This window comes from Stenotrophomonas humi (assembly GCF_001431415.1).
Taxonomy (GTDB): domain Bacteria; phylum Pseudomonadota; class Gammaproteobacteria; order Xanthomonadales; family Xanthomonadaceae; genus Stenotrophomonas; species Stenotrophomonas humi.
In genome coordinates this window covers 1-26,829 of record NZ_LDJI01000042.1, presented here as the reverse complement: position 1 = coordinate 26,829, position 26,829 = coordinate 1, and the positions used below count along the sequence as shown (strand labels likewise).

Below are 26,829 nucleotides of genomic sequence, written 5' to 3'. Positions count from 1 at the left end.
GATCATGCCGTGACTGAAGCCCTTCTTCTCATACTGACCAGCCTCGCGCTGGCCTGGCCGCTGGGTCTGTACCTGGCGCGTTTGATGCGTGGTACGCCGATGCGTATCGACGTGCTGTTCCATTGGATCGAAAAACCGCTGTACCGCGTGCTCGGCGTGGACCCGAACCATTCCATGTCCTGGCGCGGCTACGTGGTCGCGTTCCTGATCAGCAACCTGGTGCTGGCCGTGCTTACCCAGGCGGTGTTCATGACCCAGGCCTGGCTGCCGTTCAACCCGGACAACATCCCCAACCTGCGCTGGGATACCGCGCTGCATACGATGGTGTCGTTCCTGACCAACACCAACCAGCAGCATTACAGCGGCCAGGCGCAGCTGTCCTACCTGTCGCAGATGACCGGCATCACCGGCCTGCAGGTGATCACGCCGATGATGGGCCTGGCCCTGGCCGTGGCCACGCTGCGTGCGCTGTTCGCCAAGGCACCGGCGGCCACCACCGCTGACAGCCATACGCCGGTGCGCGTCACCGTCGGCAACTACTACGCCGACGTGGTGCGCCTGTGCCTGCGCTTCCTGCTGCCGCTGTGCCTGATCTGGGCGCTGCTGCTGACCTGGCAGGGCGTGCCGTCAACGCTGGCCGCAGGCCCGCAGGCCACGCCGATCGATGCCAGTGCCGGCATGGAAACGCAGAAGATCCCGCTCGGCCCGGTCGCCGCGATGGTCGCGGTCAAGCAGCTCGGTGCCAACGGCGGCGGCTGGTATGGCCCCAACAGCAGCGTGCCGCTGGAAAACCCGACGCCGCTGTCCAATGCGCTGGAACTGATCGGCATCCTGCTGATTCCGATGGCCATCATCTTCATGATCGGCAGCTTCACCGGCCGGCGTAAGTTTGGTGCGCTGGTGTTCGGCTGCATGTTGACCCTGTCGGTGCTGTCCACCGCCGGCAGCCTGTGGTCGGAAAGCCACAGCGCCACGTCCACCAGCGCGCTGTTGATGGAAGGCAAGGAAACCCGACTGGGTTCGGATGGCACCGCGTTGTGGTCCAGCATCACCACCCAGGTGCAGAACGGCTCGGTCAACGGCATGCACGACTCGCTGAGCCCGCTGACCGGCATGATCTCGTTGGTCAACATGCTGATCAGCGCCATCTGGGGCGGCATCGGCTGTGGCCTGCAGCAGTTCATCGTCTACATCATGATGTCGGTGTTCCTGGCCGGCCTGATGACCGGACGCACGCCGGAATTGTTCGGCCGCAAGCTGGAAACCCCGCAGGTACGCCTGCTGGCGGTGCTGATCCTGCTGCAGCCGATCACCCTGCTCGGGCTGACCGCGCTGACCCTGGCCATTCCTGGCCTGGCCGGCACCTCCAACCCCGGCTTCCATGGCATCAGCCAGGTGTTCTACGAGTACGTCTCGGCCTACGCCAACAACGGCTCGGGTTTTGAAGGGTTGGCCGACAACACCATCTGGTGGAACGTGACCTGCTCGCTGGTGCTGGCACTGGGCCGCTTCCCGATCCTGATCATCCCGCTGGTCATCGCCACGCAGCTGGCCGCCAAGCGCCAGGCACCGCAGAGCAGCGGCAGCCTGCAGATCGAAACCCCGACCTTCGCACTGACCCTGATCTGCGTGATCGTCGTCCTTACCGTGCTGCAGTTCATGCCGGCATTGGTGCTCGGCCCGGTGGCCGATCACCTGAGCCTGACACTGCAGGGAGCCACCTCGCCATGAACGCCCCGATGAACCCCTCTGTTTCCCACAGCGCCTCACGGCGCCCTGCCCTGCTCGATGCCGCCGGCCTGCGCCGTGCGCTGTACGAGTCGGTGCGCAAGTTGTCCCCGCTGCACCTGCTGCACAACCCGGTGATGGCCATCGTCATGGTCGGCACCCTGCTGGCGCTGCTGCTCACCCTCACCGGCAACGCGCCGATGGGCTTTGGCCTGACTGTTACCGCGATCCTGCTGGTGACGGTGCTGTTCGGCAATTTCGCCGAGGCCGTGGCCGAGGCTCGGGGCCGTGGTCAGGCCGCTTCACTGCGCCGTGCCCGCCAGGATCTGGTGGCGCGTCGCCTGGCCACCGCGCTGGTCGGTGCCAGCGAGGACAAGGTGCCCGCCGCCGAGCTGCACCCGGGCGACCACGTGATCGTCAGTGCCGGTGAACTGGTGCCGGCCGATGGCGAGATCGTGCGCGGCCTGGCCACCATCAACGAAGCGGCCGTGACCGGTGAATCGGCGCCGGTGCTGCGCGAGGCCGGCACCGACCGCTCCGGCGTGATCGGCGGTACCAAGGTGCTGTCCGACGAGATTGTCGTGCGCATCACCGCCGAACCGGGCCACAGCTTCCTGGACCGCATGATCGCGCTGGTGGAAGGTGCTAATCGGCAGAAGACGGCATACGAGATCGCGTTGACGCTGTTGCTGGCGGCGATGTCGCTGACCTTCCTGGTAGTGGTGGCGACGCTGCCGGCCATCGCAGGCTTCGTCGGCGTGACGCTGGACCCGCTGCTGCTGATCGCCCTGCTGGTGTGCCTGATCCCGACCACCATCGGCGGCCTGCTGCCGGCCATCGGCATCGCCGGCATGAACCGCGCACTGTCGGCCAACGTGCTGGCCAAGTCCGGCAAGGCCGTGGAAGTAGCCGGTGACGTGGACGTGCTGCTGCTGGACAAGACCGGCACCATCACCTACGGCGACCGCCAGGCCACCGCGTTCCATCCGCTGGCCGGCATCGACGCCGCGATGCTGCGTGACGCCTCGCTGTTGTCCTCGCTGGCCGACCCGACCCCGGAAGGCAAGTCGATCGTGCGCCTGGCCCGCGAGCAGGGTTGCAACACCGGCGAGCCGGATCGCGCCGACTACCTGGCGTTCTCCGCGCAGACCCGCATGTCCGGCGTGGACCTGGACAACGGCCGCAGCATCCGCAAGGGCGCCGGCGATGCCATCGCAGCGCATGTCCTGGCACTCGGCGGCACCGTGCCCAACGAACTGCAGGCACGCGTGGACCAGGTTGCACGCGGTGGCGCAACGCCGCTGGTGGTCAGCGAAGGCCGTCATGTGCTCGGCGTGGTGGAGCTGTCGGACGTGGTCAAGCACGGCATGCGCGAGAAATTCGCGCAGCTGCGGGCGATGGGCATCCGCACGGTGATGATCACCGGCGACAACCCGCTCACCGCCGCCGCCATCGCCGCCGAAGCCGGCGTGGACGATTACATCGCCCAGGCAAAACCCGAGGACAAGCTGGCCCGTATCCGCAGCGAACAGGCCGGTGGCCGGTTGGTGGCGATGGTCGGCGACGGCACCAACGACGCCCCGGCACTGGCGCAGGCCGATATCGGTCTGGCCATGAACTCCGGTACGCAGGCGGCCAAGGAAGCCGGCAACATGGTCGATCTGGATTCGGACCCGGCCAAGCTGCTGGCAGTGGTGGAAGTGGGCAAGCAGCAGCTGATCACCCGCGGCGCGCTGACCACCTTCTCGCTGGCCAATGACGTGTCCAAGTACTTCGCCATCCTGCCGGCCCTGTTCGTGGCCGCCGTACCGTCGATGGCGGCGCTGGACGTGATGCAGTTGTCTAGCCCGCGCAACGCGGTGCTGGCGGCGCTGATCTTCAACGCATTGATCATTCCGGCCCTGATTCCGCTGGCGTTGCGCGGCGTGCGCTTCCGTCCGGCCACCGCTACCGCGCTGTTGCGTCGGAACATGCTGGTGTACGGCCTGGGCGGCGTGCTGCTGCCGTTTGCGGCCATCAAGGCCATCGACATCCTTCTCGCTCTGGTATTCGGCGCATGAACCGCTCATCCACACACTCCACAAGCCGCGCCCACAATCCGGTGTGGCGCCCGGCCATCGGCCTGGCGCTGTTCGGCCTGCTCGGCACCGGCCTGATGTACGCACTGGCCGCCACCGGCCTGGCCGGCACGCTGTTCCCGGCGCAGGCCGACGGCAGCCTGGTCCGTGATGCCGATGGCACGGTACGTGCCTCGCTGCTGGTCGCACAGCCGTTCAGCGGCGATGGCTACTTCCAGGCGCGTCCGTCGGCAGCCAACTACGACCCGATGGCCGCTGCCGGCAGCAACATGGCGCGCAGCAACCCGGACCTGATCAAGCGCGTGGCCGAAGCCACCGCCGACACCGCTACGCGTGAAAAGATCGACCCGGCGAAGGTGCCTGGCGAACTGGTCACCCAATCCGGCAGCGGCATGGACCCGGAGTTGTCACCGGCGGCAGCGCAGGTGCAGGTGGCCCGTGTGGCCGCTGCACGTGGCTGGTCGCAGCAGCGCGTGCAGGCGCTGGTTGATGCGCGACTGCAGGGCCGCCAATGGGGCGTGCTCGGCCAGCCACGCATCAATGTGGTCGCGCTCAACCGCGCGCTTGACGAGGCCACGCATGCACCCTGATGCGCCTTGTACTGACAACAGCGCACAATCGCGACCATGAACGATTCCCGCAGCCGTCAGGCCAACGCATTGGTGGAAGGTCTGCAACGTGAAGCCGGCGGCAAGCTGACGGTTTTCCTTGGTGCCGCCCCTGGCGTTGGCAAGACCTTCAGCATGCTCACCCGCGCACAGGAACAACTGCGGCGCGGCGTGGATGTCGCCGTGGGGTTGGTTGAAACACATGGCCGCAGCGATACCGCCGCGCTGCTCGACGGCCTGCCGACGATTCCATTGATTGAAGTGGACTATCGCGGCCATCAACTGAAAGAGATGGACCTGGACGCCGTGCTCGCACGGCATCCGGCATTGGTACTGGTGGATGAGCTGGCACATCGCAATGCGCCGGGCAGCCGCCACGAACGACGCTGGCAGGATGTGATGGAGCTGCTCGACGCCGGCATCGATGTCTGGACGACGATCAACATCCAGCACCTGGAAAGCCTCAACGACGTGGTGATGCGCATCACCGGCGTGCGCGTGAGCGAAACTGTGCCCGATGTGGTGTTCGACCGCCTGCACGACATCGTGCTGGTGGATCTTCCGCCGCGCGAATTGATCGAGCGCCTGCAGCAGGGCAAGGTCTATGTGCCCGAACAGGCCGCGCAGGCACTGCAGGCGTTTTTCTCGCCGGCCAACCTCACCGCGCTGCGCGAGCTGGCCATGCAGGAGGCGGCCGACCGCGTCGACAACAGCCTGCGTGAAGCCCGTGCCGCACGCGGCGAAGGCAACCTGCCGCTGCGTCGCCGCGTGCTGGTCGCCATCGATGGCAGTGGCCAGAGTGAGTATCTGGTCCGCGTGGCACGACGCATCGCCGAGCGTCGCGACGCACCTTGGTCGGTGGTTACCGTGCAGTCACGTCGCCAGGACGAAGACACGCGCCGCGAGATTGATGCCGCCTTCGCCCTCGCGCGCCGCCTCGGCGGTGAAGCCGAACTGCTGCATGGTCCCGGCATCGCCGATGTACTGCTGGACTACGCCGCACACAATGCGGTGTCCACGCTGGTATTGGGCCGTACCCGCGAACGACCGCTGGCGCGGATGTTCAACCAGACCCTGACCCAGCAACTGATCCAACGCGGTGCGCACTACGAAATCACCATCATCAGCACGCCACAGGCGCGTGCCCGCTCACGCCGTTTCGGCCTGACGCTGTCGCGGGACAGCTGGGGCAAGGATGCCGCCACCGCGGTACTGACCACTGCCGGCGCCTGTGTTGCAGCCTGGCTGGGCGAACGCTGGATCGGCCTGAGCGATCTGGCGATGGTGTTCATCGTGGCGGTGGTGCTGGTCGCCGCGCGCACACGCATGAGCGCGGCGGTGCTGGCGGCAACGCTGTGCTTCCTGGCCTACAACTTTTTCTTCATCGCCCCGCGCTTCACGTTCGCCATCAGCGCGCGCCAGGGCGTGATCACCGTGTTCCTGTTCCTGGCCGCCGCATTGGTGGCCGGGCGCCTGGCCTCACGCCTGCGCATGCAGGTGGTGTCGCTGCGCGCGGCCAACCGCCACGCCAATCTGCGCCAGTCGCTGGCGCGGCAACTGTCTGCCGCCGTCGACAACACGCAGGTCGCGCATGCCGGACGCGCAGCGCTGGAGCAGGCATTGGACGTGCCCGCCTGGGTCCGCATCGCGCACGACACCAGCACCAGCGGCAGCGCCGCTCCGGGCGACACCGATCTGGCCGCGGCCGACTGGGCGTTGCGCCACGGCCAGCCGGCCGGGCGCTTCACCGATACGCTGGCCGGCGCCGGCTGGTGGTTCCTGCCACTGCTCGACGGCGAAGGCCGTGGTGTCGGCGTGGCCGGCATGCAGTTCGGCCGCCAGCATCCCCGGCTGGCGCCGGAGCAACGGCAGCTGGCCGAGGCGATGGCCGATGACATTGCCCAGGCGGTGCTGCGCACGCGCCTGGTGGCCGATCTGGAAACCGCGCACCTGCACAACGAAACCGAGCGGCTGCGTTCGGCGCTGCTGTCCTCGGTATCGCACGACCTGCGCTCGCCGCTGGCGGCGATGATCGGCTCGGCTGACAGCCTGTCCAGCTATGCCGACGCGATGGATGCCGACGACCGCCGTGCCCTGCTCGACACCATCGTGGTCGAAGGCGAACGGCTGGACCGCTACATCCAGAATCTGCTGGACATGACCCGCCTCGGCCACGATGGTCTGAAGCTCAGCCGCGACTGGATCGGCGTGGACGAGCTGATCGGCTCGGCCGCGCGACGCCTGCAGCGCTATCAGCCCGACGTGCTGCTCAAGCTGGATATCCCGCACGACCTGACGCCGATCTGGGTACACCCGGCACTGGTGGAGCAAGCCGTGTTCAACGTGATGGAGAACGCGACCAAATTCTCCCCCAGCGGCGTACCGGTGGAAGTGCGCGCGCGTCTGCACGAGGGTGACCTGCGCATCGAGGTGATCGACGAAGGCCCCGGCATTCCGGACGCCGAACGCGCACGCATTTTCGACATGTTCTACAGCGTGGAGCGCGGCGACCGTGGCCGCCAGGGCACCGGTTTGGGCCTGACCATCTGCCAGGGCATGATCGGCGCACACGGCGGCCACGTTGAAGCGCTGCCGGGTCGCGACGGACGCGGTACGCTGGTGCGCATGACCCTGCCCCTGCTCCAGCCGCAACCGGAAAGCCTGCACGATGACGGCTGACGCCCCCGCCATTCCACCACCGCGGGTGCTGGTAATCGACGATGAAGTGCAGATCCGCCGCTTCCTCGACATTTCGCTGCGTGCGCAGGGCTATGCGGTGAGCCAGGCAGCAACCGGAACCGAAGGATTACAACGGCTGGCCGAAGAAAGCACCGATCTGGTGATCCTGGATATCGGCCTGCCCGATATCGAAGGCCATGACGTGTTGGCCGAGTTGCGGCAGTGGAGCCAGGTACCGGTGATCATGCTCAGCGTGCGCGCCAGCGAATCGGAGAAGGTGCGCGCGCTGGACAACGGCGCCAACGATTACGTCACCAAGCCATTCGGCACGCAGGAGCTGATGGCGCGCGTGCGGGCGCTGCTGCGCAGCCGCAGTACCGACAGCGAAGGCCAGGTGCCGGTGTTCGACGATGGTCACCTGCACATCGATCTGGCCCGTCGCGAAGTGCGCGTGCAGAGCGAATCGGTGGCGCTGACCCGCAAGGAATACGCGCTGCTGGCGCTGCTGCTGCGCAACGCCGGTCGCGTGGTCACACAACCGCAGATCCTGCAGGAAATCTGGGGGCCGACGCATCGGCACGATACGCATTACCTGCGCATCCTGGTCGGGCGGCTGCGGCACAAGCTCGGTGATTCGGCGCTGGAATCGCGTTATCTGTTCACCGAGCCGGGCGTGGGCCTGCGCTTTGGCGGGAATTGAAGCGCGAAGCGCTCACCCCCGCCTCAACCGTACCTGTATAAAAAGAAAGCCGCCCATGCAACACAGGGGCGGCTTTCCACACTCCAGAAAACCTCATCGCATCAGAACGTCAGTTCGGTCTCCGCCGGCAATACCTGACGCAGCTGTTCACGGAACAGATGCTTGATGCGTTCCAACGCGGCTTCATCGTTGGCCTCGAAACGCAGTACCAGCACCGGCGTGGTGTTGGAAGCACGCACCAGGCCCCAGCCATCGTTGAAGTCGGCGCGCAGCCCATCAATGGTGGAAATGCGGGCGCTGGCAAACGGCGAATCCTCCGCCTGCGCAGCAGCAACAATCAACGCCACCTGCGCATGCTGCGTGCCTTCGGTCACCGCTACCTTCAACTCCGGCGTGGAGATCGCATCAGGCAGTTCATCCAGCACTTCCGACGGCGATTCATCACGCTGCGCCAGGATTTCCAGCAGCCGCGCAGCGGCATACAGACCGTCGTCGAAGCCGTACCAGCGTTCCTTGAAGAAGAAGTGGCCGCTCATCTCACCGGCCAGCTCCGCATCGGTCTCGCGCATCTTCGCCTTCATCAGCGAATGCCCGGTCTTCCACATCATCGGGCTGCCGCCGTTGCGCAGGATGTAATCGGACAGCTTGCCGGTGCACTTGACGTCGTAGATCACCATCGCGCCCGGGTTGCGGGTGAGCACGTCGGCAGCGAACAACATCAGCAGGCGGTCGGCGTAGATGACCTTGCCTTCCTTGGTGACCACGCCCAGACGGTCGGCATCGCCATCGAACGCCAAACCGATGTCCGCGTCGAAGCGCTTCACTGTCTGCACCAGGTCCTGCAGATTGTGCGGGTCACTGGGGTCCGGGTGATGGTTGGGGAAGGTGCCATCCACATCGCAGTACAGCGGGATGACATCGGCACCGATGGCTTCCAGCAGCTGCTGCGCCACCACGCCGCCCACGCCATTGCCGGCATCGGCCACGACCTTGAGCGGGCGGTCCAGCTGCACGTCATCGGCAATGCGCTGCACGTAGTCGGCGATGACCTCGCGCTGTTGCAGGCTGCCGGGGCTTTCCGCGTGCTGCAGGCGGCCTTCCTGGATGCGCCGGTACAGATCGGTGATGGCATCGCCCGACAGCGTTTCACCGCCAATGACGATCTTGAAGCCGTTGTAATCCGGCGGATTGTGGCTGCCGGTCACCGCCACGCAGCTGCCCGCGCGCAGGTGATAACTGGCGAAGTACACAACCGGCGTCGGCGCCATGCCGATGTCGATGACATCGCAGCCGGCGCGGCGCAGGCCTTCGATCAGGCCTTCCACGAGCTCCGGCCCGGACAAGCGACCGTCACGGCCCACCACCACGTCGCGCAGCCCCTGCGCCTGCATCTCGCTGCCGATGGCATGGCCGATCAGCGTGGCGACATTGGCGGTCAATTCACTACCGACCACGCCGCGGATGTCGTAGGCACGGAAGATGCCCGCCACCACGGCTTCGGCACCCGGTTGCGGACGCGGCGCATCGGCGTCATCGGCTGCACGCGCCGACGCCACCACCGGCAGCGGCTCCTGCTGCAGCGACTCCTGCAGGGTCAGACCACTGTCCTGCACGCCGTCATCCTTCCTGCGCAGCACCGCCAACTTGCTCAGGCGCTTGCGACCGAACAGCAGCAACAGCGCGGTGGCGACCAGCAACAAGGTCACCAGCGTGCCGGAGACCAAGCCCAGGCCCAACGGGCTTTCGGCAAGATCCGGCAGTTCGGCCACCACGCGCAATCCGGTTTCACCGACCGGCCGGGCCAGCGCGTCGGCACCATTGCCGAGTTCGCTGTTGCCCTTCTGCACGATGGTGAAGCCGCCCTGACGCAGGCCGAGGAAGGCGCGCGACGGGGAGTCAATCGAATCGAACACGGTGGTCAGGCGGGTCAACGGCTGGCGGATGTAGATCACAGCCGCCTTGCCCTGCAGCTGCACCGGCGCGGCCAGGCCCAGACGTGGGCCGCCGTTGTCACGCACCACGCGCGCGACCGGCTTGCCCTCGGCCAAGGCCAGCTCCAGCAGGGCCAGCCGCGAATAACCGAAGCCGGCCGGATCGGCATAGGCCTGGGCCAGCGTCGCATCCAGCACCTGCGCATCTTCCACGCCTGTCCACTTCTCGCGGACCGCCAGAGCGGTAGCGGCGGTATCGCCGTTGGCCAATGCAGCCTTTACCGGCTCCAGCGCCAGCTGCTTGCCGAACTGTGCGGTCTGCGCGTTGACCGCGCTCTGCACATCGGCAACCGCCTGGTCGCGGGCCTGCTCCAGTGCAACGCCGGCACCGGACTGCAGCCATTGGTTGACCGTGCTCCAGCCAAACCACGCCGCCAACAACAACAGCAGTACCGCCAACAACGGTGTTGAACGACCCAGCGCGACGCTCGGGCGTCCGCTCTCATTCCCATGGCTCATTGCGATTTCCCCTGTCAGCGCACCCCGGTATGGCCGAATCCACCCGTTCCACGGGCGCTGTCCACGAAAGTATCCACTACCTGCAGGCTCACGCGTGCAATCGGCATCACCACCAACTGCGCGATGCGGTCGCCCGGTTCGATGGTGAAAGCGTCACGACCACGGTTCCACACGCTGATCAGCAGCGGCCCCTGGTAGTCGGCGTCGATCAATCCCGTGCCATTGCCCAGCACGATACCGTGGCGATGCCCCAGCCCCGAACGCGGCAATACCACCGCACACAGGCCCGGATCGGCCACATGGATGGCGATGCCGCTGGGCAGCAGCGCCGCGTCGCCCGGTGCCAGGGTCAACGGGGCCTCGATGGCTGCACGCAGATCCATGCCGGCGCTGGCTTCGGTGGCGTAGGCCGGTAACGGCCAGGTATCGCCAAAACGGGGGTCCAGCAGCTTTACCTGCAGCGGCTGCAATGCGGTGTCCACACTCATGCGTCCAACCTCTCGGCGATCAAATCCAGCAATTGTTCGGCCAGCTGCGTCTTGGCAGTGCCCGGGAATTCGCGTTGACCGCCATCCCAGTAGGCGATGGCGGCGTTCTGGTCACTTTCAAAGCCATTGCCGGCAATACCCACCTGGTTGGCGATGATCAGGTCCAGGTGCTTGTCGGCGAGCTTGCCACGCGCGTATTTCTCCACGTCGTGGGTTTCGGCGGCAAACCCGACCACCAGCTTCAATGCCTGCTCCTGCACGGCCACTTCGGCCAGGATGTCGGCGGTGCGCACCAGTTCCAGGGTCAGGGTCTGGGTGCCGGCGGTCTTCTTCAGCTTCTGCGGGGAGACCTGGCGCGGGGTGTAGTCGGCCACGGCGGCGGCACCGATATAGATGTCCGCCGGCAGCGCCGACAGCACCGCCTCACGCATCTGTGCGGCTGAACGCACATCGATGCGCTGCACGCCGGCGGGCGTTGGCAGCTGCACCGGCCCGCTGACCAGCACTACCTGTGCGCCCTGACGGGCGGCGGCAGCGGCCAGGGCGTAGCCCATCTTGCCGCTGGAGCGGTTGCCGACGTAGCGCACCGGGTCCAGATCTTCATAGGTGGGACCGGCGCTGATCAGTACCCGCATGCCATTCAGCCGGCCCGGCTTGGCGGGCGCCTGGGGCGCGAGGTTGGCGGCCAGCGCGGCCACGATCGCGGGGGCCTCGGTGAGGCGACCCGGGCCGGACTCGCCTTCGGCCAGCGGGCCGTCTTCCGGCCCGATCACCTGCGCGCCACGTTCGCGCAGCAGCGTGATGTTGGCCTGGGTGGCCGGGTGCTGCCACATGCGATGGTTCATGGCCGGGCACACCGTGAGCGGCGCGGTGGTGGCCAGGCACAGCGTGGTCACCAGATCGTCAGCGTTGCCGTGGGCCAACCGCGCCAACAGGTCAGCGGTGGCCGGGGCGACCACGATGCGATCAGCCCAGCGGGCCAGCTCGATATGGCCCATCGCCTGCTCGGCGCTGCTGTCCCACAACGTGGTGCGGGTCGGGTTGCCGGACAGGGCCTGGAAGCTGAGCGGGGTGACGAACTGCTGGGCACCGGCGGTCATCGCCACCTGCACGAAGGCGCCCGCGTCGCGCAGCCGGCGAACCAGTTCCAGCGATTTGTAAGCGGCGATGCCGCCGCCCACGCACAACAGCAGCTTTTGTCCCTCCAGCGGCCGATGGGGCGCCTGGGTTGTCGGGGAAACGCTGGTCACGTGTGGAGTTCCTAGCTGCAAAAGAACGATTAGCTTAACCGAAGGGTTTGTAAGGACCGATGCCGTTTTTGGTCATCAGTGCCCAACCTTTGGCAATGCATATACGAGACTGGCCGCACGCTGAACGCCCGCGTGAAAAGCTGCTGGCACAAGGTGCGGGGGCACTTTCCGATGCGGAACTGCTGGCCATCTTCCTTGGCTCCGGGCTACGCGGCCGTGACGCCGTGCAGACCGCCCGCGAGTTGTTGCAGCAGCACGGGCCGTTGCGTGCCCTGCTCGATCGCGATGCCACGGCGCTGGCGCGCCTGCCCGGCCTGGGTCCGGCCCGGGCCTGCGCGCTGCGGGCCGCACTGGAACTGGGCCAGCGCCACCTGGCCGCCGCGCTGGAACGCGGCGCCAGCCTCACCGATCCGGATTCGGCCGGCCGCTACTTCGCCCAGCGCCTGCGCCACCGGCCACAGGAAGTGTTCGCCGCCCTGTTCCTGGATACCCGGCACCGGGCGCTGGCATTCGAGGAGCTGTTCAGCGGCACCCTCGACAGCGCCGAGGTACACCCGCGCGAAGTAGTACGGCGGGCATTGGGCCACAACGCCGCCGCCGTGATCGTCGGCCACAACCATCCGTCCGGGAATCCTGAACCCTCGGCGGCCGACCGCGCCATCACGGCCCGCCTGCGGCAGGCGCTGGAGCTGGTGGAGGTACGCCTGCTGGACCATTTCGTGGTCGGCGACGGCCCGCCGGTATCACTGGCGGCCCGCGGTTGGGTCTGAACTGCAGCAACGCCCCGGCAGGCCTCGTTTTGACATTCCTGACCCCCGTCCCGGCAGGGCTGGGGCGGGCAAGCCGCCGGTCGGGTAAAATGGTCAGTTCCGCGCTTCAAGCAGAATAGTCACGTGAAAGCCCAACTCCGCGCCCTCATCGGCCAAGGCATCGAAGCCTTGCGCGCCAACGGCACTTTGCCTGCCGACACCCTGCCGCCGGATTTCGTGGTCGAACGACCCAAGACCCGCGAACACGGCGACTTCGCATCCAATGTCGCGATGCTGCTGGCCAAGGCCGCACGCAGCAATCCGCGTGCACTGGCACAGGCGCTGCTGGAAGCCTTGCCGGCAAGCGCCGACATCGCACATGTCGAAATCGCCGGCCCAGGCTTCATCAACTTCAAGCTTGCCCCGGCCGCTTACCAGCGTGAAGTGGTCAGCGTGCTCAAGGAAGGCGAGGACTACGGCCGCAACCTGAGCGGCAATGGCCGCAGCGTGGGTGTGGAATACGTCTCGGCCAACCCGACCGGCCCGTTGCATGTCGGCCACGGCCGCGCGGGCGCCATCGGCGACTGCATTGCCCGCGTGCTGGAAGTCAACGGCTGGAACGCCAAGCGCGAGTTCTACTACAACGACGCCGGTGTGCAGATCGAAAACCTGGCCAAATCGGTGCAGGCGCGTGCGCGCGGCTTCAAGCCGGGCGACGCGCAGTGGCCGACCGAGGCCTACAACGGCGAATACATCGCCGATGTGGCCAAGGCCTATCTCACCGGCCAGACCGTCGAGCTGGAAGGCAGTCAGGTGGTCGGCACCAAGGATGCCGAGGACATCGAGTCCATCCGCCGTTTCGCCGTGGCGTATCTGCGTAACGAGCAGAACCAGGACCTGGCCGCGTTCGGCGTGGATTTCGACATCTACTTCCTGGAAAGCTCGCTGTACAAGGACGGCAAGGTCGCCGAGACCGTGCAGCAGCTGATCACCTCGGGCCACACCTACGAGGAAGGCGGCGCGCTGTGGCTGCGCTCCACCGATTTTGGTGATGACAAGGACCGCGTGATGCGCAAGTCCGACGGCACCTTCACCTACTTCCTGCCGGATGTGGCCTATCACCTGAGCAAGTGGCAGCGCGGCTACGAGCGCGCCATCACCGAGCTCGGTGCCGACCACCACGGCTCGCTGGCGCGTGTGCGCGCCGGCCTGCAGGCGTTGGACCTGGGCATCCCCAAGGGCTGGCCGGAATACGTGCTGCACCAGATGGTGACGGTGATGCGCGGCGGCGAGGAAGTGAAGCTGTCCAAGCGTGCCGGCAGCTACCTGACCCTTCGCGATCTGATCGAAGAGGTCGGCAGTGATGCGGTGCGTTGGTTCCTGATCGCGCGTAAGCCCGATTCGCAGCTGACCTTCGACATCGACCTGGCCCGCCAGCAGAGCAACGACAACCCGGTGTTCTACGTGCAGTACGCGCATGCCCGCGTCTGCTCGCTGCTGCGCCAGGCGCAGGAGAAGGGCCTGGACTACAAGCAGGCCGACGGGCTGGCGTCGCTGTCGCTGCTCGATGACGAAGCGTCGCTGGAGCTGATGAACGAAATCTCGCGTTACCCGGAAGTGGTGGAAGCGGCCGGCATCGCGCTGGAACCGCACCAGGTCGCGCAGTATCTGCGTGAATTGGCGCACGCTTTCCACACGTGGTATCACGGCACACAGGTGCTGGTGGACGATGCCAGCGCGCGTAACGCCAGGCTCACCCTGGCCTGCGCCGCACGGCAGACGCTGGCCAATGGTTTGGGCATCCTGGGCGTGAACGCCCCGGAAAAGATGTAAGTCAAGGAGACGCAGTAAACATGGCAGCACGACGCGGCAAGAGTCAGGCGCGACGCAACAGCGGCAACGGCACACCCGCCTGGGTGTGGCTGGTGGCCGGTGCGGCGATCGCGGCCGTGGTGTTCCTGGCGGCACCCAACCTGTTCAAGAAGGACGGGGACGGCTTCCTGCGGGTTGGCCCACAACCCAACCCGGATGCGCAACCGGCACCGGTTGCCGATGCCGACATCGATGCCGGCGTGGAAGCGCCCCGGCCGGCCGCACCGGCCAGCGCCAAGCCCGAGGACAAGCCAGCCACGCAGTACGACTTCTACACCCTGCTGCCGGGCACGGAAGTACAGATGTCCGACGCCGAGCTGGCTGCCAGCGCGCGTGCCGAGGAACAACGCCGCGCGGCGGCCGCGCGCGCCACAGCGGCCGCCACGCCCCCAACCGATGCGCAGCGCGCGCAGGCGGCACTGGAAGGTCGCCCGCTTCCGGCGGCCGTCGCAACCCTGCCGGCACCGGTCAGCGAAACCACACGCCAGCCGTCTCCGGTGAGTGAAGCCGCGCCGTCGCGCCCGGCCGCAGCCACGCCAGCGCCGGCACAGGTCGCCAGCGCCCAACCGACGTCCAGGCCGGCAGCGACAACGCCTGCGGCGGCACCGGCCGAGAATGTGCGCTACATCCTGCAGGCGGGTGCTTTTGGTGCGTCCGGCGATGCCGAAGCCACCAAGGCAAAGCTGGCGATGATGGGCCTGGCCGCACGCGTGGAATCGGCACAGATCAGCGGTAACACCGTGTACCGCGTGCGCATGGGGCCGTATGGCACGGCCAGCGAACTGGCTGAGGCCAAGTCCAAACTGGACGGCAGCGGTTTGCAGGCGATGGCGATCAAGGCGCAATAACGCCGTTGTCGATGTTGTCCATGGAAAGCCCGGCAGTGCCGGGCTTTCTTTTTGGTTGTTTGAAGCTCGGTTGAAGAGCGTTGCCCCTCCCCGCCCGATGCCGGGTGCCCGGCAGCCCGCACAGTGCGAAAATCGCAGGCCCCCTTCCCCACGGAATCCGTCCATGTCCAAGACCGCACTGATCACAGGCGCCACCTCCGGCTTCGGCGCTGCCGCTGCCCGTCGTTTCGCCGCCGCTGGCTGGAAGGTGATTGCCACCGGTCGCCGCGCCGAGCGCCTGCAGCCGCTGATTGAAGAATTCGGCGCGGACAAAGTGCATGCCGCGGTCTTCGACATCCGCGATGCCGCTGCAATGGAAGCGGCACTTGTCGCATTGCCGCCGGCCTTCCGTGACATCGACCTGCTGGTCAACAACGCCGGCCTGGCGCAGGGCACCGCCGCCGCGCAGAACGCCAGCCTGGAAGACTGGCGCACGATGATCGACACCAACATCACCGCACTGGTGACGCTCACCCACCGCCTGCTGCCGCAGCTGGTCGCGCGCCGTGGTGCCATCATCAACATCAGCTCTACCGCCGCGCTGTATCCCTACCCAGGTGGCAATGCCTATGGCGGCACCAAGGCCTTCGTCAGCCAGTTCTCGCTGGGCCTGCGTTCGGACCTGCACGGCACCGGCGTACGCGTGACCGCGATCGAACCGGGCATGGCCGAAACCGAGTTCACCCTGGTGCGCACGCACGGCAACCAGGCCGCATCGGACCAGCTCTACGGCGGCGCCAACCCGATGACGGCCGAGGACATCGCCGAACAGATTTTCTGGGTCGCCACATTGCCGCCGCACTTGAACGTCAATCGCCTGGAGTTGATGCCGACCAGCCAGTCGTTTGCCGGCTTCCAGGTCGCACGTAGCTGAGTTGCAAGGCGGCACCTCCAGCGCGATTTCGGCAGACACATCCCGCTCTATCGAACAGTTCGTGCCGTGCCAAGCGCTATGCGATTCCTCCCAGCCACACTGTTCCTGGGAGGAATCATTGCAGCTGACGCATCTGCGCAAGGCTGCCAACGCTCTGGACGAACCTGTGATTTCACAGGCTCTTTCTCATATCGCCGGTGCGTCCGACGCAGTCCTTCGCCGCTTTCGTAACGCACCACCACTTTGGCAGAAAGCAATTCCAAAAGTGCCTTCTGCTCTGACGACAATACCCGCGTCGCGCGACTGATCGACGGCGTGATGGAGTGATGGCGCAGTCTTGGCTGCGCCATTACCGCAACTCAGTCCAGCCAACCATCACGCTCGCTGTGCAGAATGCGGCCATCGATGCCGCTCATGCGGACTTCCACGCGCTGGTTGCGAGCATTGCGTGCTTCCAGGCTCCAGGTCGCACCGTCGCGCTCGAGCGAATGAATGTCACGCAGGCCAGCAGCAGCGGCGCGGGAGAGGATCTGCTGGCTGTCCAGCAGAGCGCGGCCATCCTGCTCATCGAAGATCTCACCCGTGACCGGGTCCACCCACACTTCGGCAAAGCGGCCGTCGGCGCGGGAGACATCGGCTTCCCACAGCCCGTCATCCCTCTCGATTTCGTGGATCTGGGTATAGCCGGCAGCACGCAGCTTCTGCTCGACGTCGGCCATGCCCAGCGACTTGGTCTGCGCATGGGCGCTGGTGCTCAATGCCGCCGCGATGGCGGCGGTGGCGAACAATGACTTCAACATGGGGGAACTCCTTGAGTGCTGCCGGATCAGCCCGGCCCGGACAGTCTCCGCCGGCCGCCTAACAGCGGCTTAGCCAGCGCTGTTAGGCGATTGTTAGGCGGGCGCGCTATTACTTGCGTCATGTTTCCCTACCGCATCCTCATGACGTTCGCCTGCCTGTTGCTGCTGATGGCAGGCGCGCCACTGGCCGTTGCACACGGCCAGGACGCCGCGCAGCAGACTGCACGCCAGGCCCTGAAGCAGGGCCGCTACGTGCCGTTGGAAAACATCGTGCGCGACGCGCTGCAGCGGCATCCGGGAAAGCTGCTGGAAGTGGAGCTGGATGACGGCGTCTACGAGGTGGAGATCCTGCGCGCCGACGGCGTCGTCATCGAGCTCGACTATGATGCCCGCAGCGGAGCCCTGTTGAAGACCGAACTGGACGATTGATGCGGATCCTGTTGGCCGAAGATGACCTGGAACTGGCCAGCCGCCTGCAACCCTTGCTGGAGCAGGCCGGTTACGTCGTCAACCACGTCAGCGATGGCCGTGAAGCCGAGGAACTCGGCCAGATCGAGGAGTTGCAGGCGGCCATCGTCGACCTCGGTCTGCCCGGGCTGGATGGACTCAGCGTGATCGAACGCTGGCGTGGCAACGGCCGCGACTTCCCGGTGCTGGTGCTGACCGCGCGCGGACGCTGGCACGACAAGCTGGCGGGTTTCGATGCCGGTGCAGACGACTACCTGACCAAACCTTTCCAGGCCGATGAGCTGATCCTGCGCCTGCGTGCGCTGATCCGCCGCAGCCGTGGCCATGCCAGCGCGCAGCTGAGCTGTGGGCCACTGCAACTGGAGATCAATGCCGGGCGCTTTCTGCTGGAAGGGCAACCGCTATCACTGAGCCCGCAGGAATTCCGCCTGCTCAGTTATTTCATCCACCATCCCGGCAGCGTGGTCGGTCGCGAGCGGCTGGGCGAACAGGTGTTCGACGGTGGCCATGATCCGGATTCCAATGCACTGGATGTGCTGCTGGGGCGGCTGCGGCGCAAGCTTGGCGTGGAAATGATCCAGACCGTACGCGGCCAAGGCTGGCGATTGGTCGCGCCGGCATGAAGGTGCTTTCACTGCGGGCGCGCCTGCTGCTGGCCGGTGGCCTGGGGCTGGTGCTGGTATCGGTGCTGGCCGGCGTGCTGCTGGGGCGCTTGTTCGAACAGGCCGCACGCGACAATCTGGATACGCAGCTGGAGCAGGACCTGCTCACCGTGCTGGCGCAGGCCGAGATCGACGCCACCGGCAAGCTCGCGCTGCGCCAGGAACCCAACGATGCACGTTTCCAGCGCGTTTTCTCCGGCGCTTACTGGCAGATCGCCGCAACCGATGGGCAGGTATTGCTGCAATCGCGCTCGTTGTGGGACGAGAGCCTGCAACCGCCCATTTCAACGGTTCCCACCCTGGCAAGCGGCGTGGACTTCAACGGTCCATTGCAGCAGCCCTTGCGCGGGCTGACCCAACAGGTGCGTTTGCCGCGCAGCCAGTCACCACTGCAGGTCACCGTCGCCAGCGACCGGAGCCAGTTGGACGCTGATGTCGCCCGTTTCCGCCAGCGCTCGGCGCTGGCAATGGCGGTGTTGATCACAGCCTGGCTGGCCGTACTGGTCAGCCAGGTGCAGTTCGGTCTGCGGCCGCTGCGCGCACTCGGCAAACGCGTGGAGCAGGTGCGCCACGGCGATGCTGCGCAGATCAGCAGCGAGGGACTGGGACGTGAAGTGGCGCCGCTGGCGAACGAACTCAACGCGCTGCTTGCCCATCACCAGCGCATGGTCAGCCGCGCCCGCAGCAGCGCGCAGGATCTGGCGCATGCGCTGAAGACACCGCTGAGCGTGCTGCATGCCGAAGCCGATGGCAGCGGCGAGAACTGGCGACAAACCCTGCGCGATCAAAGCCGGCGCATGCAGGCCAGCATTGATCGTTATCTGGCCTCCGGCATGGCGGCAGACCGGCATCAACGCACTGCCGTTGCGCCGATCATGCAGGCGCTGTGCCGGCTGATGGAACGTGTGCACAGCGAGCGCAACATACGCTTCCTCACGGCCGATATCGATGCGCAGCTGTACTTTTCCGGCGCGGCAGCCGACCTCGAAGAAATGCTCGGCAACCTGCTCGACAACGCCGGCCGCTGGGCAGCGCATGAAGTACGGATCCAGGCACGTAGCGAAGGACAGCATGTGCAGATCGACGTCATCGACGACGGCCCAGGCTTGGCCGAGGAAGCATTGCAACAGGTGCTTCAACGTGGAGTACGCCTGGACGAACGCGATGGCAGCAGCGGGCTTGGCTTGGCGATTGTCGGCGACATCGTCGACAGCTATGGCGGCACATTGACCTTGCGCAATACCGGCAGCGGTTTGTGCGCCAGCCTGCTGCTGCCACAGGCCTGACCGCACATCCATCGATGCACCAAAGAAAACGCCGCGCAGGCAAGCCGGCGCGGCGTTCGCTGTTTCACAGCCTGTACTGCGGGATCAGCCCAGCGGCTCGTCCGACAGATAGGTGTAACCGGTCAGGCCCGCTTCCAGCGCGGCATCCAGTTCCGCCGCACGCTCGGCCGACAGATTGGCTGCGGCGACACGTTCACGATAAGAACTGCGCAGATCGGCCAGACTGTAACCCACGTAGTCCAGCATCACGTCGGTGGTGTCACCGCGGCGCTGCTGGGTGATCACGTAACCATCGGCATCGGCCAGCACTTCCACCGCATCGGTATCGCCGAACAGGTTGTGGATGTCGCCGAGGATTTCCTGGTACGCACCGACCAGGAAGAAGCCGATGCGGTAGCTTTCGCCATGCCGCACGGCGTGCAGCGGCAACGAGCTGTCCAGGCTTTCGTTCTCGACATACGTCTTGACCATGCCATCCGAATCGCAGGTCATGTCGGCGATGATGCCGCGGCGGTCCGGGCGTTCGTTCAGACGCTCGATCGGCACGATCGGGAACACCTGATCGATCGCCCACGCATCCGGGATCGACTCGAACACGCTGAAGTTGACGAAGTACTTGTCGACCAGGCGATCGTTCAGCTCGTCCAGCGCCGGACGATGGCTCTTTTCGTCATAGCTCAGACGCGCACGCACGGCGTTGGCGATGGCGTAGAACAGGTCGTCGATGCGCGCACGCTGCGGCAGGTCGATCTGGCCCAGCGCGTAGGCGGACAAGCCTTCGGCATGGAAGTGCTGCGCCTCCTGGAACAGTTCCACCGCCGGGCGCTGATCCAGTTCGTCATGGATCTCGCGCAGGTGGCGGATCGCCGCCGGCTCGTCGTCATGCGCTTCGGGCACACGGCCTTCTGCGGCCTGCTCCACTTCGGACACGTTGGCGATCAGCACCGCGTGGTGCGCGGTCATCGCGCGGCCACATTCGGTGATGATGCGCGGCGGCGTCAGTCCATGCTCTTCGCAGGCTTCGGCCAGCGGCTGCACGATGTTGCTGGCATACGAATTGAGCCCGTAGTTGATCGAGCAGTAGCTGCGCGAACGGGTGCCCTCGTAGTCGATGCCCAGGCCACCGCCGACATCGACGTGGCTGATCTTCGCGCCCAGGCGCGACAGCTCGACGAAGTAGCGGGTGGCTTCGCGCATGCCGTTGGCGATGTCGCGCACGTTGCTGATCTGGCTGCCCATGTGGAAATGCAGCAGGTTCAGGCAGTCGGCGTACTCGGTGTCGCGCAGCGCCTTCCACAGGTCCAGCAGCTGGCGCGGCGACAGACCGAACTTGGCCTTGTCACCACCGCTGTTCTGCCACTTGCCGGCGCCCAGCGATGCCAGGCGCATGCGCACGCCGATGCCCGGCTTCACGTCCAGCGCCTTGGACTCCTCCAGCACCAGCTTCAGCTCCGAGGGCTTCTCGATGACGATGTAGGTCTGCAGGCCGAGCTTGCGGCCGATCAGCGCCAGGCGGATGTACTCACGGTCCTTGTAGCCGTTGCAGACGATCAGCCCGCCCGGCCGGCTCAACGCCAGCACCGCCATCAGCTCCGGCTTGGAGCCGGCTTCCAGACCGAAGCCCTCGCCGTGGTGGCTGGCCAGGGTGCCGGCCACGCCACGGTGCTGGTTCACCTTGATCGGGTAAACGGCCGTGTAGCCGCCCGGATAGTCCCAGTCAGCCTGGGCCTGCGCGAACGCGCTCTGCAGCTTGCCCAGGCGCTGGCCCAGGATGTCCGGGAAACGCACCAGCAGCGGCAGTTTGGCGCCGGCGGCGCGGGCCGAATCCACAATCTGCGGCAGCGATACAACTGCCCCTTCGGCACCGGCAGGGCGCACCACGACGTGCCCGGCGGCATCGACGTCGAAATAACCATCAGACCAGTGGGGGATCGAATAGGTCTTGCGGGCCTGTTCGAGGGACCAATCGCTCATCGGCGTAGCAACTCTCAGCTGTGGATAAATAAGGACGCGCATTCTAACGCCTGCGGGGCAAGGCTCCGTTACAATCCGCGCCCTCACTACCTCCCCTCTCCCCCGGGAGCGGGGTCGGGGGTGAGGGCAAGCGTGAAACCTGACTGTGACAGGCTTCGCCCTTACCCTCATCCGCCCTTCGCGGCACCTTCTCCCGATGGGAGAAGGGCATCGCCTCCCCTTGCTAGGAACCCTGCAATGACCTCCAACGAAAACTGGTTCATCGAACACTTCCAGCCGACCGGCTCGTCCATTGGTTTCCGCATCACCGGCAAGCTGGAGGAAGTGCAGTCGCCGTTCCAGAAGATCGAGATCTACGACAGCACCGACTGGGGCAAGTTGATGGTCATCGACGGCGCCATGATGCTGACCACCAAGGACAACTTCTTCTACCACGAGATGATCAGCCACCCGGTGCTGTTCACCCACCCGGCGCCCAAGCGCGTGGTCATCATCGGCGGCGGCGACTGCGGCACCCTGCGTGAAGTGCTCAAGCACCCGGGCGTGGAAAGCGCCACCCAGTGCGACATCGACGAGCAGGTCACCCGCATGGCCGAGAAGCACTTCCCGGAGCTGTGCGAATCCAACGGTGACGTGCGCGCCGAACTGCTGTTCGACGACGGCGTGGCCTACATGGCCAATTGCGCCCCGGGCAGCGTGGACGTGGTGATCGTGGACTCCACCGATCCGGTCGGCCCGGCCGAAGGCCTGTTCAACAAGGCGTTCTTCGAAAGCTGCTTCCGTGCCCTGAAGGACGACGGCCTGCTGGTGCAGCAGAGCGAATCGCCGCTGGCCTTGCTGGAGCTGATCAAGGACATGCGTTCGGAAATGGGCAAGGCCGGCTTCCAGTCGTTCAAGACCCTGCCGTTCCCGCAGCCGTGCTATCCGACCGGCTGGTGGTCGGTGACCGTGGCCAGTAAGCAGGCCGGTTTCGGTTTCGGCTTCCGTGAGGCCGATTCGGCTGCCAAGCCGTTCGACACGCTGTACTACACCGCGCCACTGCACACCGGCGTGCTAGTCAGCCCGCCGTTCGTGGCCAAGGCGCTGGGCGAGTAAGCCAGCCGCACTGCAAACAAAAACCCCGCAGAAATGCGGGGTTTTTTGTGTGCAGCCGAACGTGGTCCTGACAGGCGCGGCAAGGTCGGCCTTCCACGGTAGCCGGCCACCGCTCGCGGAATGGTGCGGTGGCGGCGCTTACAGCGCCCAGATACCCGCAATCACCGCCACCACCAGACCCCACTTGATCGCGTGATAGGCGAACGCGCTGCGCGCGCGCAGTGCCTTGGCCTTCAGGCGGATCTTGTACACGCCGCCAAAGGCCTTGTTGACCCCGCCGGTCGGGTCACCGGGCAGATTCGGCGAGGCGCCGCCCGCCAGCAGGGTGGCGGCCACCGCGCGGTTGAACAGCCCCGGCAAGCCAAAGCGCAGCGGGCGGGCAATGTCGCAGAACAGGATCACCCGGTCTTGATCGGTCTCGTTGTGCGCGTGATGGATGTAGGTCTCGTCAAACATCATCCATTGCCCATCGCACCAGCTTTTGCGGATGCCATCCACCTCGATGTAGCAGCGATCATCGTTGGGGGTACTCAAGCCCAGATGCAGGCGCAATGAACCGGCGAACGGATCACGGTGCGGGCGCAGTTCACTGCCCGCCGGCAGCTGCGCGAACATCGCCGCACGCACATCGGGAATCGATTCGATCAGCGCCACGGTCTGCGGGCACAACGCCTTGGCCGACGGGTGCGAGGGGCCATACCAGCGCAGGTAGAAGCGCTTCCAGCCGCGGCGGAAGAACGAGTTGAAACCGGCATCGTTGAAGCTGCTGGCAGCGGCGATTTTCTCGGCGTCACGCAAGGCAATGGCCTCATCGCGGATCACCTGCCAGTTCTGCCGCAACGGCTCCAGCTGCGGAAATTCCTTGCCCGGGTCCAGGAATGGCGTGGTCGGCACCTTGGAAAACAGGTACATGACCACGTTGATCGGCGCCATGAAGCTGGAATGGTCCAGCAACTGACGCGACCAGCGCGCGCGCACCTTGCCGCGGAAATGGATGTACAGCACGCAGGCCACGAACAGGACCGCCAGCACGAATTTGATCATTCGACCTCCCGGCCGTGGCCGGAGTCAGGAAACAGGGGGAATCACCCTCAACCGGGCGCAGGAGCAGGGACACCGGGGGTGCAGACAAACATGGGGCCGACGGACAGCCCAACGAGGGGGGTGCCAGTGCAACGATGCTTTCCGTCATCAGTTTCCTACATTTTTTTTACATTCAGCAATTGCCATACCGTTCAGTTTTATAATTCGCGGCATATTCCCGCCCCTTACGGGCACCGCAAGACCGGCATTTCAAGACGCTTTCCGCGCCCGCCGCGTCAGGAAGGTTTTCATGAACACATTGCCCACTTTCGACGGCGATACGCCGCTCGTTCCTGCCAATCAATTGCTCAAACGTGGCGAGCGCCTGCTCGAACCGGATGTTTACCGCATTCAGCTGGAAGGCCGCCCGGCAGTGGTCAAGGACTACCGCCGCTATCAGGGAACCCCGCTGTCACCTATCGCGCGCCTGCTGGTACGCCACGAAGCCAAGGTCCTACGCCGGCTGCAGGGCTGGAAGCACGCGCCGGCCCTGCTCGGCACCCTGGGCGGACTGGCGCTGGGCATGGAATACATTCCCGGTGATACCCTCACCGCCAGTGTCCAGGGCGTCAGCCAGGAAGTCTTCGACCAGCTGCAGGGTGCGTTGGCGCGCCTGCATGCGGCCGGCATCACCCACAACGATCTGCACGGCACCAATGTGATGGTCAGCGCCGGTGTGCCGGTGCTGCTGGATTTCACCTCGGCACTGCGTTGGCCGCGCTGGCTGCGCAACAGCCCGATCACCCGCCAGCTGCGTCGCAGCGACATGAAGAACCTGGTGAAGATGCGTCAGCGCCTGACCGGGCAACGCCCATCCGCCGAACAGGCCGCGCTGCTGGCCGAACCCGGCTGGGTGCTGGGCCTGCGCCGTACCTGGAAGCGGTTGTATCGGTGGATCAAACGGCAGGGCTGACGCGCTGCGACAGGGCTGAAGACAGGCCGCAGCCCCCTACCCGGCCTGCGGCTGCGGCTGCGGAATCAAAGCGCGTCGGCGTCCACTTCGCCGGTGCGGATGCGCACCACGCTGCCCAGATCGTAGACGAACACCTTGCCGTCACCGATCTTGCCGGTGCCGGCGGCCTTGACGATGGCTTCCACCACTTCGTCGGCCTGGGCGTCGGTGACAGCCACCTCGATCTTCACCTTGGGCAGGAAGTCGACCACATACTCGGCGCCGCGATACAGCTCGGTGTGGCCCTTCTGCCTGCCAAAGCCCTTGACCTCGGTGACAGTGATGCCGGCCACGCCGCGCTCGGCCAACGCCTCACGCACGTCGTCCAGCTTGAACGGTTTGACGATGGCCATGATCATCTTCATCAGTCGCTTTCCTCTGGGAATCTGTCGGCAGGATACCGTGGACACACGTTGACCTGAGCATCCGTGCCCGCGTGCCAGCACTGACGTTACGGCTTATCCTTACGGCTCGCCATTACGGACACCGATGCGCCGCAAAAGCCCGGCCTTATAGGCTCGGCCAACCCTTGCGGAGAATTGCCATGATCGACCTCAAACACATCGATGAACTCGCCCGTCGCCTCAGCGATCTGGTGCCGCAGGGGCTGCGCGATTCCCGCGAGGAACTGCAGACCACCTTCAAAAGCTCCCTGCAGGCCGGCCTGAGCAAGCTGGACCTGGTCACCCGCGAGGAGTTTGAAGTGCAGCGTGCCGTGCTGCTGCGCACCCGTGAAAAGCTCGACGCGCTGGAACAGGCCCTCACCGCCCTGGAAAGCCGCAACACCACGCCCCCCGACGCCTGAGCCAGGCCATGAGCCTGGCCTTGGTGCACAGCCGCGCCCGCGCTGGCGTGTACGCACCGGCGGTGCAGGTGGAAGTGCATCTGTCCGGCGGCCTGCCTTCCACCCAGATTGTCGGGCTGCCCGAAGCGGCAGTTCGTGAATCGCGTGACCGGGTGCGTGCTGCCCTGCTTTGCGCCCAGTTCGAATTCCCCGCGCGACGCATCACCATCAACCTCGCGCCTGCCGATCTACCCAAGGAAGGCGGGCGTTTTGATCTCCCCATCGCGCTGGGCATCCTCGCAGCCAGCGGCCAGATCGACCGCGCCACTCTGACCGGCCATGAATTCATCGGCGAGTTGGCACTCACCGGCGAACTGCGCGCCGTCGACGGTGCCTTGCCCGCCGCCATCGCGGCCGCCGCCGAACAACGCTGCCTGATCGTACCTGCCGCCAATGCCGGCGAAGCCGCATTGGCACAGCATGCCAGTGTCAAAGCCGCGCGTACCCTGTTGGAAGTCTGCGCGGCACTGGCTGGCGACAAGGTCCTGCCAGCCGCGCAGTTGCCCCCCATGCACACGCTTGCCCAGCCTGATCTGACGGATGTGCGCGGGCAATTGCAGGCCCGACGTGCGCTGGAGATCGCAGCCGCTGGTGGCCACCACCTGCTGCTGCTCGGCTCACCCGGTTGCGGCAAGACGCTGCTGGCCTCTCGCCTGCCCGGCATCCTGCCCGAGGCCAGCGAAGCCGAAGCCCTGGAAGCGGCCGCCATCGCCTCGGTCAGTGGCCGCGGCGTGGACCCGGGGCGCTGGCGACAACGGCCCTTCCGGTCGCCGCACCACACCGCCAGCGCGGTGGCCCTGGTTGGTGGCGGTTGTCACGAGTCACGATTAACGCGACTGAGTCATGAAATGCGCGACTGTTTTTGACGAAGGCCTCTTTCGACCGACCGATCTGGGCCAAGCGAGAAGGCTACTTCCGGGTCGTCGGGGCACACTGGGCGCGGGTCACATACACGAAAACCTGGTCGACCAAGGCGTGGTGGGGGCGGTGCACTATCTGCAGGGCCGGCAAATGGTGATCCGGGCCGTGCAGATGGCTGTCTGGCAGCGCCAAGGCTGCCACCGGGTGATCCTGCACTCTGATCGTGGCAGCCAATTTCGAAGCGGCGCGTACCAGCGTTACTTGGTGGCCAACGGCCTGGCATGCTCGATGAGTGCGGTGGACCACTGCGGTGACAACGCCGCGTGCGAAGGCTTCTTCGGCCTGCTCAAGCGCGAACGGATATACCGGTCGAACTACCCAACACTCGATGCAGCAAACACCGATGTGTTTGAATACAACTGAATCGCCCAGGATTTCGTA

22 protein-coding genes and 2 pseudogenes are annotated in these 26,829 nt (G+C 65.8%); 17 read left to right on the top strand and 7 right to left on the bottom strand.

Annotated elements, in window-relative coordinates; all coding sequences use genetic code 11:
- The first annotated feature begins 9 nt into the window (after positions 1-9).
- Genes kdpA through ABB26_RS17255 form a run of 5 tightly spaced genes read left to right on the top strand, consistent with a single transcriptional unit; the run spans position 10 to position 7,793 of the window.
- Complete coding sequence (gene kdpA, locus ABB26_RS17275; protein ID WP_057635959.1) at positions 10-1,731, top strand: potassium-transporting ATPase subunit KdpA; 1,722 nt, start codon at positions 10-12, stop codon at positions 1,729-1,731.
- Positions 1,732-1,739: 8 nt separating this feature from the next.
- Complete coding sequence (gene kdpB, locus ABB26_RS17270) at positions 1,740-3,788, top strand: potassium-transporting ATPase subunit KdpB (RefSeq protein ID WP_057635968.1); 2,049 nt, start codon at positions 1,740-1,742, stop codon at positions 3,786-3,788.
- Positions 3,785-4,396, top strand: coding sequence for a potassium-transporting ATPase subunit KdpC (gene kdpC / locus ABB26_RS17265; RefSeq protein WP_057635958.1), 612 nt, complete (start codon positions 3,785-3,787; stop codon positions 4,394-4,396). The genes kdpB and kdpC overlap by 4 nt, the downstream gene beginning before the upstream one ends.
- Positions 4,397-4,432: 36 nt before the next feature.
- On the top strand, positions 4,433-7,093 hold the full coding sequence (locus tag ABB26_RS17260; RefSeq protein WP_057635957.1) for a sensor histidine kinase: 2,661 nt from the start codon (positions 4,433-4,435) through the stop codon (positions 7,091-7,093).
- Entirely contained in the window at positions 7,083-7,793 is a 711-nt protein-coding gene (locus ABB26_RS17255; protein ID WP_057635956.1) for a response regulator transcription factor, read from the top strand. The genes ABB26_RS17260 and ABB26_RS17255 overlap by 11 nt, the downstream gene beginning before the upstream one ends.
- A gap of 101 nt (positions 7,794-7,894) precedes the next feature.
- Here ABB26_RS17255 and ABB26_RS17250 read toward each other — a convergent pair whose 3' ends face one another.
- From ABB26_RS17250 to coaBC, 3 genes are read right to left on the bottom strand one after another with little or no spacing between them, the layout of a single operon-like run.
- Positions 7,895-10,243 carry a phosphomannomutase/phosphoglucomutase gene (locus tag ABB26_RS17250; RefSeq protein ID WP_057635955.1) on the bottom strand — a complete coding sequence of 783 codons (2,349 nt, stop codon included), beginning with the start codon at positions 10,241-10,243 and terminating at the stop codon, positions 7,895-7,897.
- 14 nt (positions 10,244-10,257) lie between these two features.
- Positions 10,258-10,731 carry a dUTP diphosphatase gene (gene dut, locus ABB26_RS17245; RefSeq protein WP_057635954.1) on the bottom strand — a complete coding sequence of 158 codons (474 nt, stop codon included), beginning with the start codon at positions 10,729-10,731 and terminating at the stop codon, positions 10,258-10,260.
- Positions 10,728-11,981 (bottom strand): bifunctional phosphopantothenoylcysteine decarboxylase/phosphopantothenate--cysteine ligase CoaBC, encoded by a 1,254-nt coding sequence (gene coaBC / locus ABB26_RS17240; RefSeq protein ID WP_083490910.1) that lies wholly within the window; start codon positions 11,979-11,981, stop codon positions 10,728-10,730. Before coaBC ends, dut begins: the two co-directional genes overlap by 4 nt.
- Positions 11,982-12,076: 95 nt before the next feature.
- Between coaBC and radC the strand changes: the two genes are divergently transcribed.
- The 4 genes from radC to ABB26_RS17220 all read left to right on the top strand — a co-directional run bounded on the left by radC (position 12,077) and on the right by ABB26_RS17220 (position 16,363).
- On the top strand, positions 12,077-12,751 hold the full coding sequence (gene radC, locus ABB26_RS17235) for a RadC family protein (RefSeq protein WP_057635953.1): 675 nt from the start codon (positions 12,077-12,079) through the stop codon (positions 12,749-12,751).
- A 123-nt stretch (positions 12,752-12,874) separates the two neighbouring features.
- Positions 12,875-14,563: an arginine--tRNA ligase gene (gene argS / locus ABB26_RS17230; RefSeq protein WP_057635952.1), complete on the top strand. Its 1,689-nt coding sequence runs from the start codon at positions 12,875-12,877 to the stop codon at positions 14,561-14,563.
- 20 nt (positions 14,564-14,583) lie between these two features.
- Positions 14,584-15,450 carry an SPOR domain-containing protein gene (locus ABB26_RS17225; protein ID WP_057635951.1) on the top strand — a complete coding sequence of 289 codons (867 nt, stop codon included), beginning with the start codon at positions 14,584-14,586 and terminating at the stop codon, positions 15,448-15,450.
- Positions 15,451-15,613: 163 nt separating this feature from the next.
- A complete protein-coding gene (locus ABB26_RS17220; RefSeq protein ID WP_057635950.1) occupies positions 15,614-16,363 on the top strand; it encodes an SDR family NAD(P)-dependent oxidoreductase in 750 nt (249 codons plus the stop codon).
- Between the two features lie 359 nt (positions 16,364-16,722).
- Here ABB26_RS17220 and ABB26_RS17215 read toward each other — a convergent pair whose 3' ends face one another.
- Positions 16,723-17,163 (bottom strand): PepSY domain-containing protein, encoded by a 441-nt coding sequence (locus tag ABB26_RS17215; RefSeq protein WP_057635949.1) that lies wholly within the window; start codon positions 17,161-17,163, stop codon positions 16,723-16,725.
- Between the two features lie 141 nt (positions 17,164-17,304).
- Between ABB26_RS17215 and ABB26_RS17210 the strand changes: the two genes are divergently transcribed.
- From ABB26_RS17210 to ABB26_RS17200, 3 genes are read left to right on the top strand one after another with little or no spacing between them, the layout of a single operon-like run.
- Positions 17,305-17,592 (top strand): PepSY domain-containing protein, encoded by a 288-nt coding sequence (locus tag ABB26_RS17210; RefSeq protein ID WP_245626263.1) that lies wholly within the window; start codon positions 17,305-17,307, stop codon positions 17,590-17,592.
- The gene (locus ABB26_RS17205; RefSeq protein WP_057635947.1) at positions 17,592-18,254 is read left to right on the top strand and encodes a response regulator transcription factor; all 663 of its coding nucleotides are present in this window, start codon (positions 17,592-17,594) and stop codon (positions 18,252-18,254) included. Before ABB26_RS17210 ends, ABB26_RS17205 begins: the two co-directional genes overlap by 1 nt.
- Entirely contained in the window at positions 18,251-19,579 is a 1,329-nt protein-coding gene (locus ABB26_RS17200) for a sensor histidine kinase (RefSeq protein WP_057635946.1), read from the top strand. Before ABB26_RS17205 ends, ABB26_RS17200 begins: the two co-directional genes overlap by 4 nt.
- An 84-nt stretch (positions 19,580-19,663) precedes the next feature.
- Here ABB26_RS17200 and speA read toward each other — a convergent pair whose 3' ends face one another.
- A complete protein-coding gene (gene speA / locus ABB26_RS17195) occupies positions 19,664-21,553 on the bottom strand; it encodes an arginine decarboxylase (protein WP_057635945.1) in 1,890 nt (629 codons plus the stop codon).
- Positions 21,554-21,790: 237 nt separating this feature from the next.
- Between speA and speE the strand changes: the two genes are divergently transcribed.
- The gene (gene speE, locus ABB26_RS17190) at positions 21,791-22,648 is read left to right on the top strand and encodes a polyamine aminopropyltransferase (protein WP_057635944.1); all 858 of its coding nucleotides are present in this window, start codon (positions 21,791-21,793) and stop codon (positions 22,646-22,648) included.
- Between the two features lie 138 nt (positions 22,649-22,786).
- Here speE and ABB26_RS17185 read toward each other — a convergent pair whose 3' ends face one another.
- Positions 22,787-23,692: an aspartyl/asparaginyl beta-hydroxylase domain-containing protein gene (locus ABB26_RS17185; RefSeq protein ID WP_057635943.1), complete on the bottom strand. Its 906-nt coding sequence runs from the start codon at positions 23,690-23,692 to the stop codon at positions 22,787-22,789.
- Positions 23,693-23,981: 289 nt separating this feature from the next.
- Between ABB26_RS17185 and ABB26_RS17180 the strand changes: the two genes are divergently transcribed.
- Positions 23,982-24,644, top strand: coding sequence for an RIO1 family regulatory kinase/ATPase domain-containing protein (locus tag ABB26_RS17180; RefSeq protein ID WP_057635942.1), 663 nt, complete (start codon positions 23,982-23,984; stop codon positions 24,642-24,644).
- Between the two features lie 65 nt (positions 24,645-24,709).
- On the opposite strand, the gene ABB26_RS17175 is transcribed toward ABB26_RS17180, so the two are convergent.
- On the bottom strand, positions 24,710-25,048 hold the full coding sequence (locus ABB26_RS17175; protein WP_057635941.1) for a P-II family nitrogen regulator: 339 nt from the start codon (positions 25,046-25,048) through the stop codon (positions 24,710-24,712).
- Between the two features lie 179 nt (positions 25,049-25,227).
- Between ABB26_RS17175 and ubiK the strand changes: the two genes are divergently transcribed.
- The 3 genes and pseudogenes from ubiK to ABB26_RS17160 form a co-directional block, all read left to right on the top strand.
- Entirely contained in the window at positions 25,228-25,488 is a 261-nt protein-coding gene (gene ubiK, locus ABB26_RS17170; protein WP_057635940.1) for a ubiquinone biosynthesis accessory factor UbiK, read from the top strand.
- A gap of 8 nt (positions 25,489-25,496) precedes the next feature.
- Positions 25,497-26,345 (top strand): annotated as a pseudogene (locus tag ABB26_RS17165) (magnesium chelatase domain-containing protein); the annotation flags it as partial.
- A gap of 139 nt (positions 26,346-26,484) precedes the next feature.
- A pseudogene (locus ABB26_RS17160) lies at positions 26,485-26,805 on the top strand (transposase); the annotation flags it as partial.
- Between the last annotated feature and the right edge of the window lie 24 nt (positions 26,806-26,829).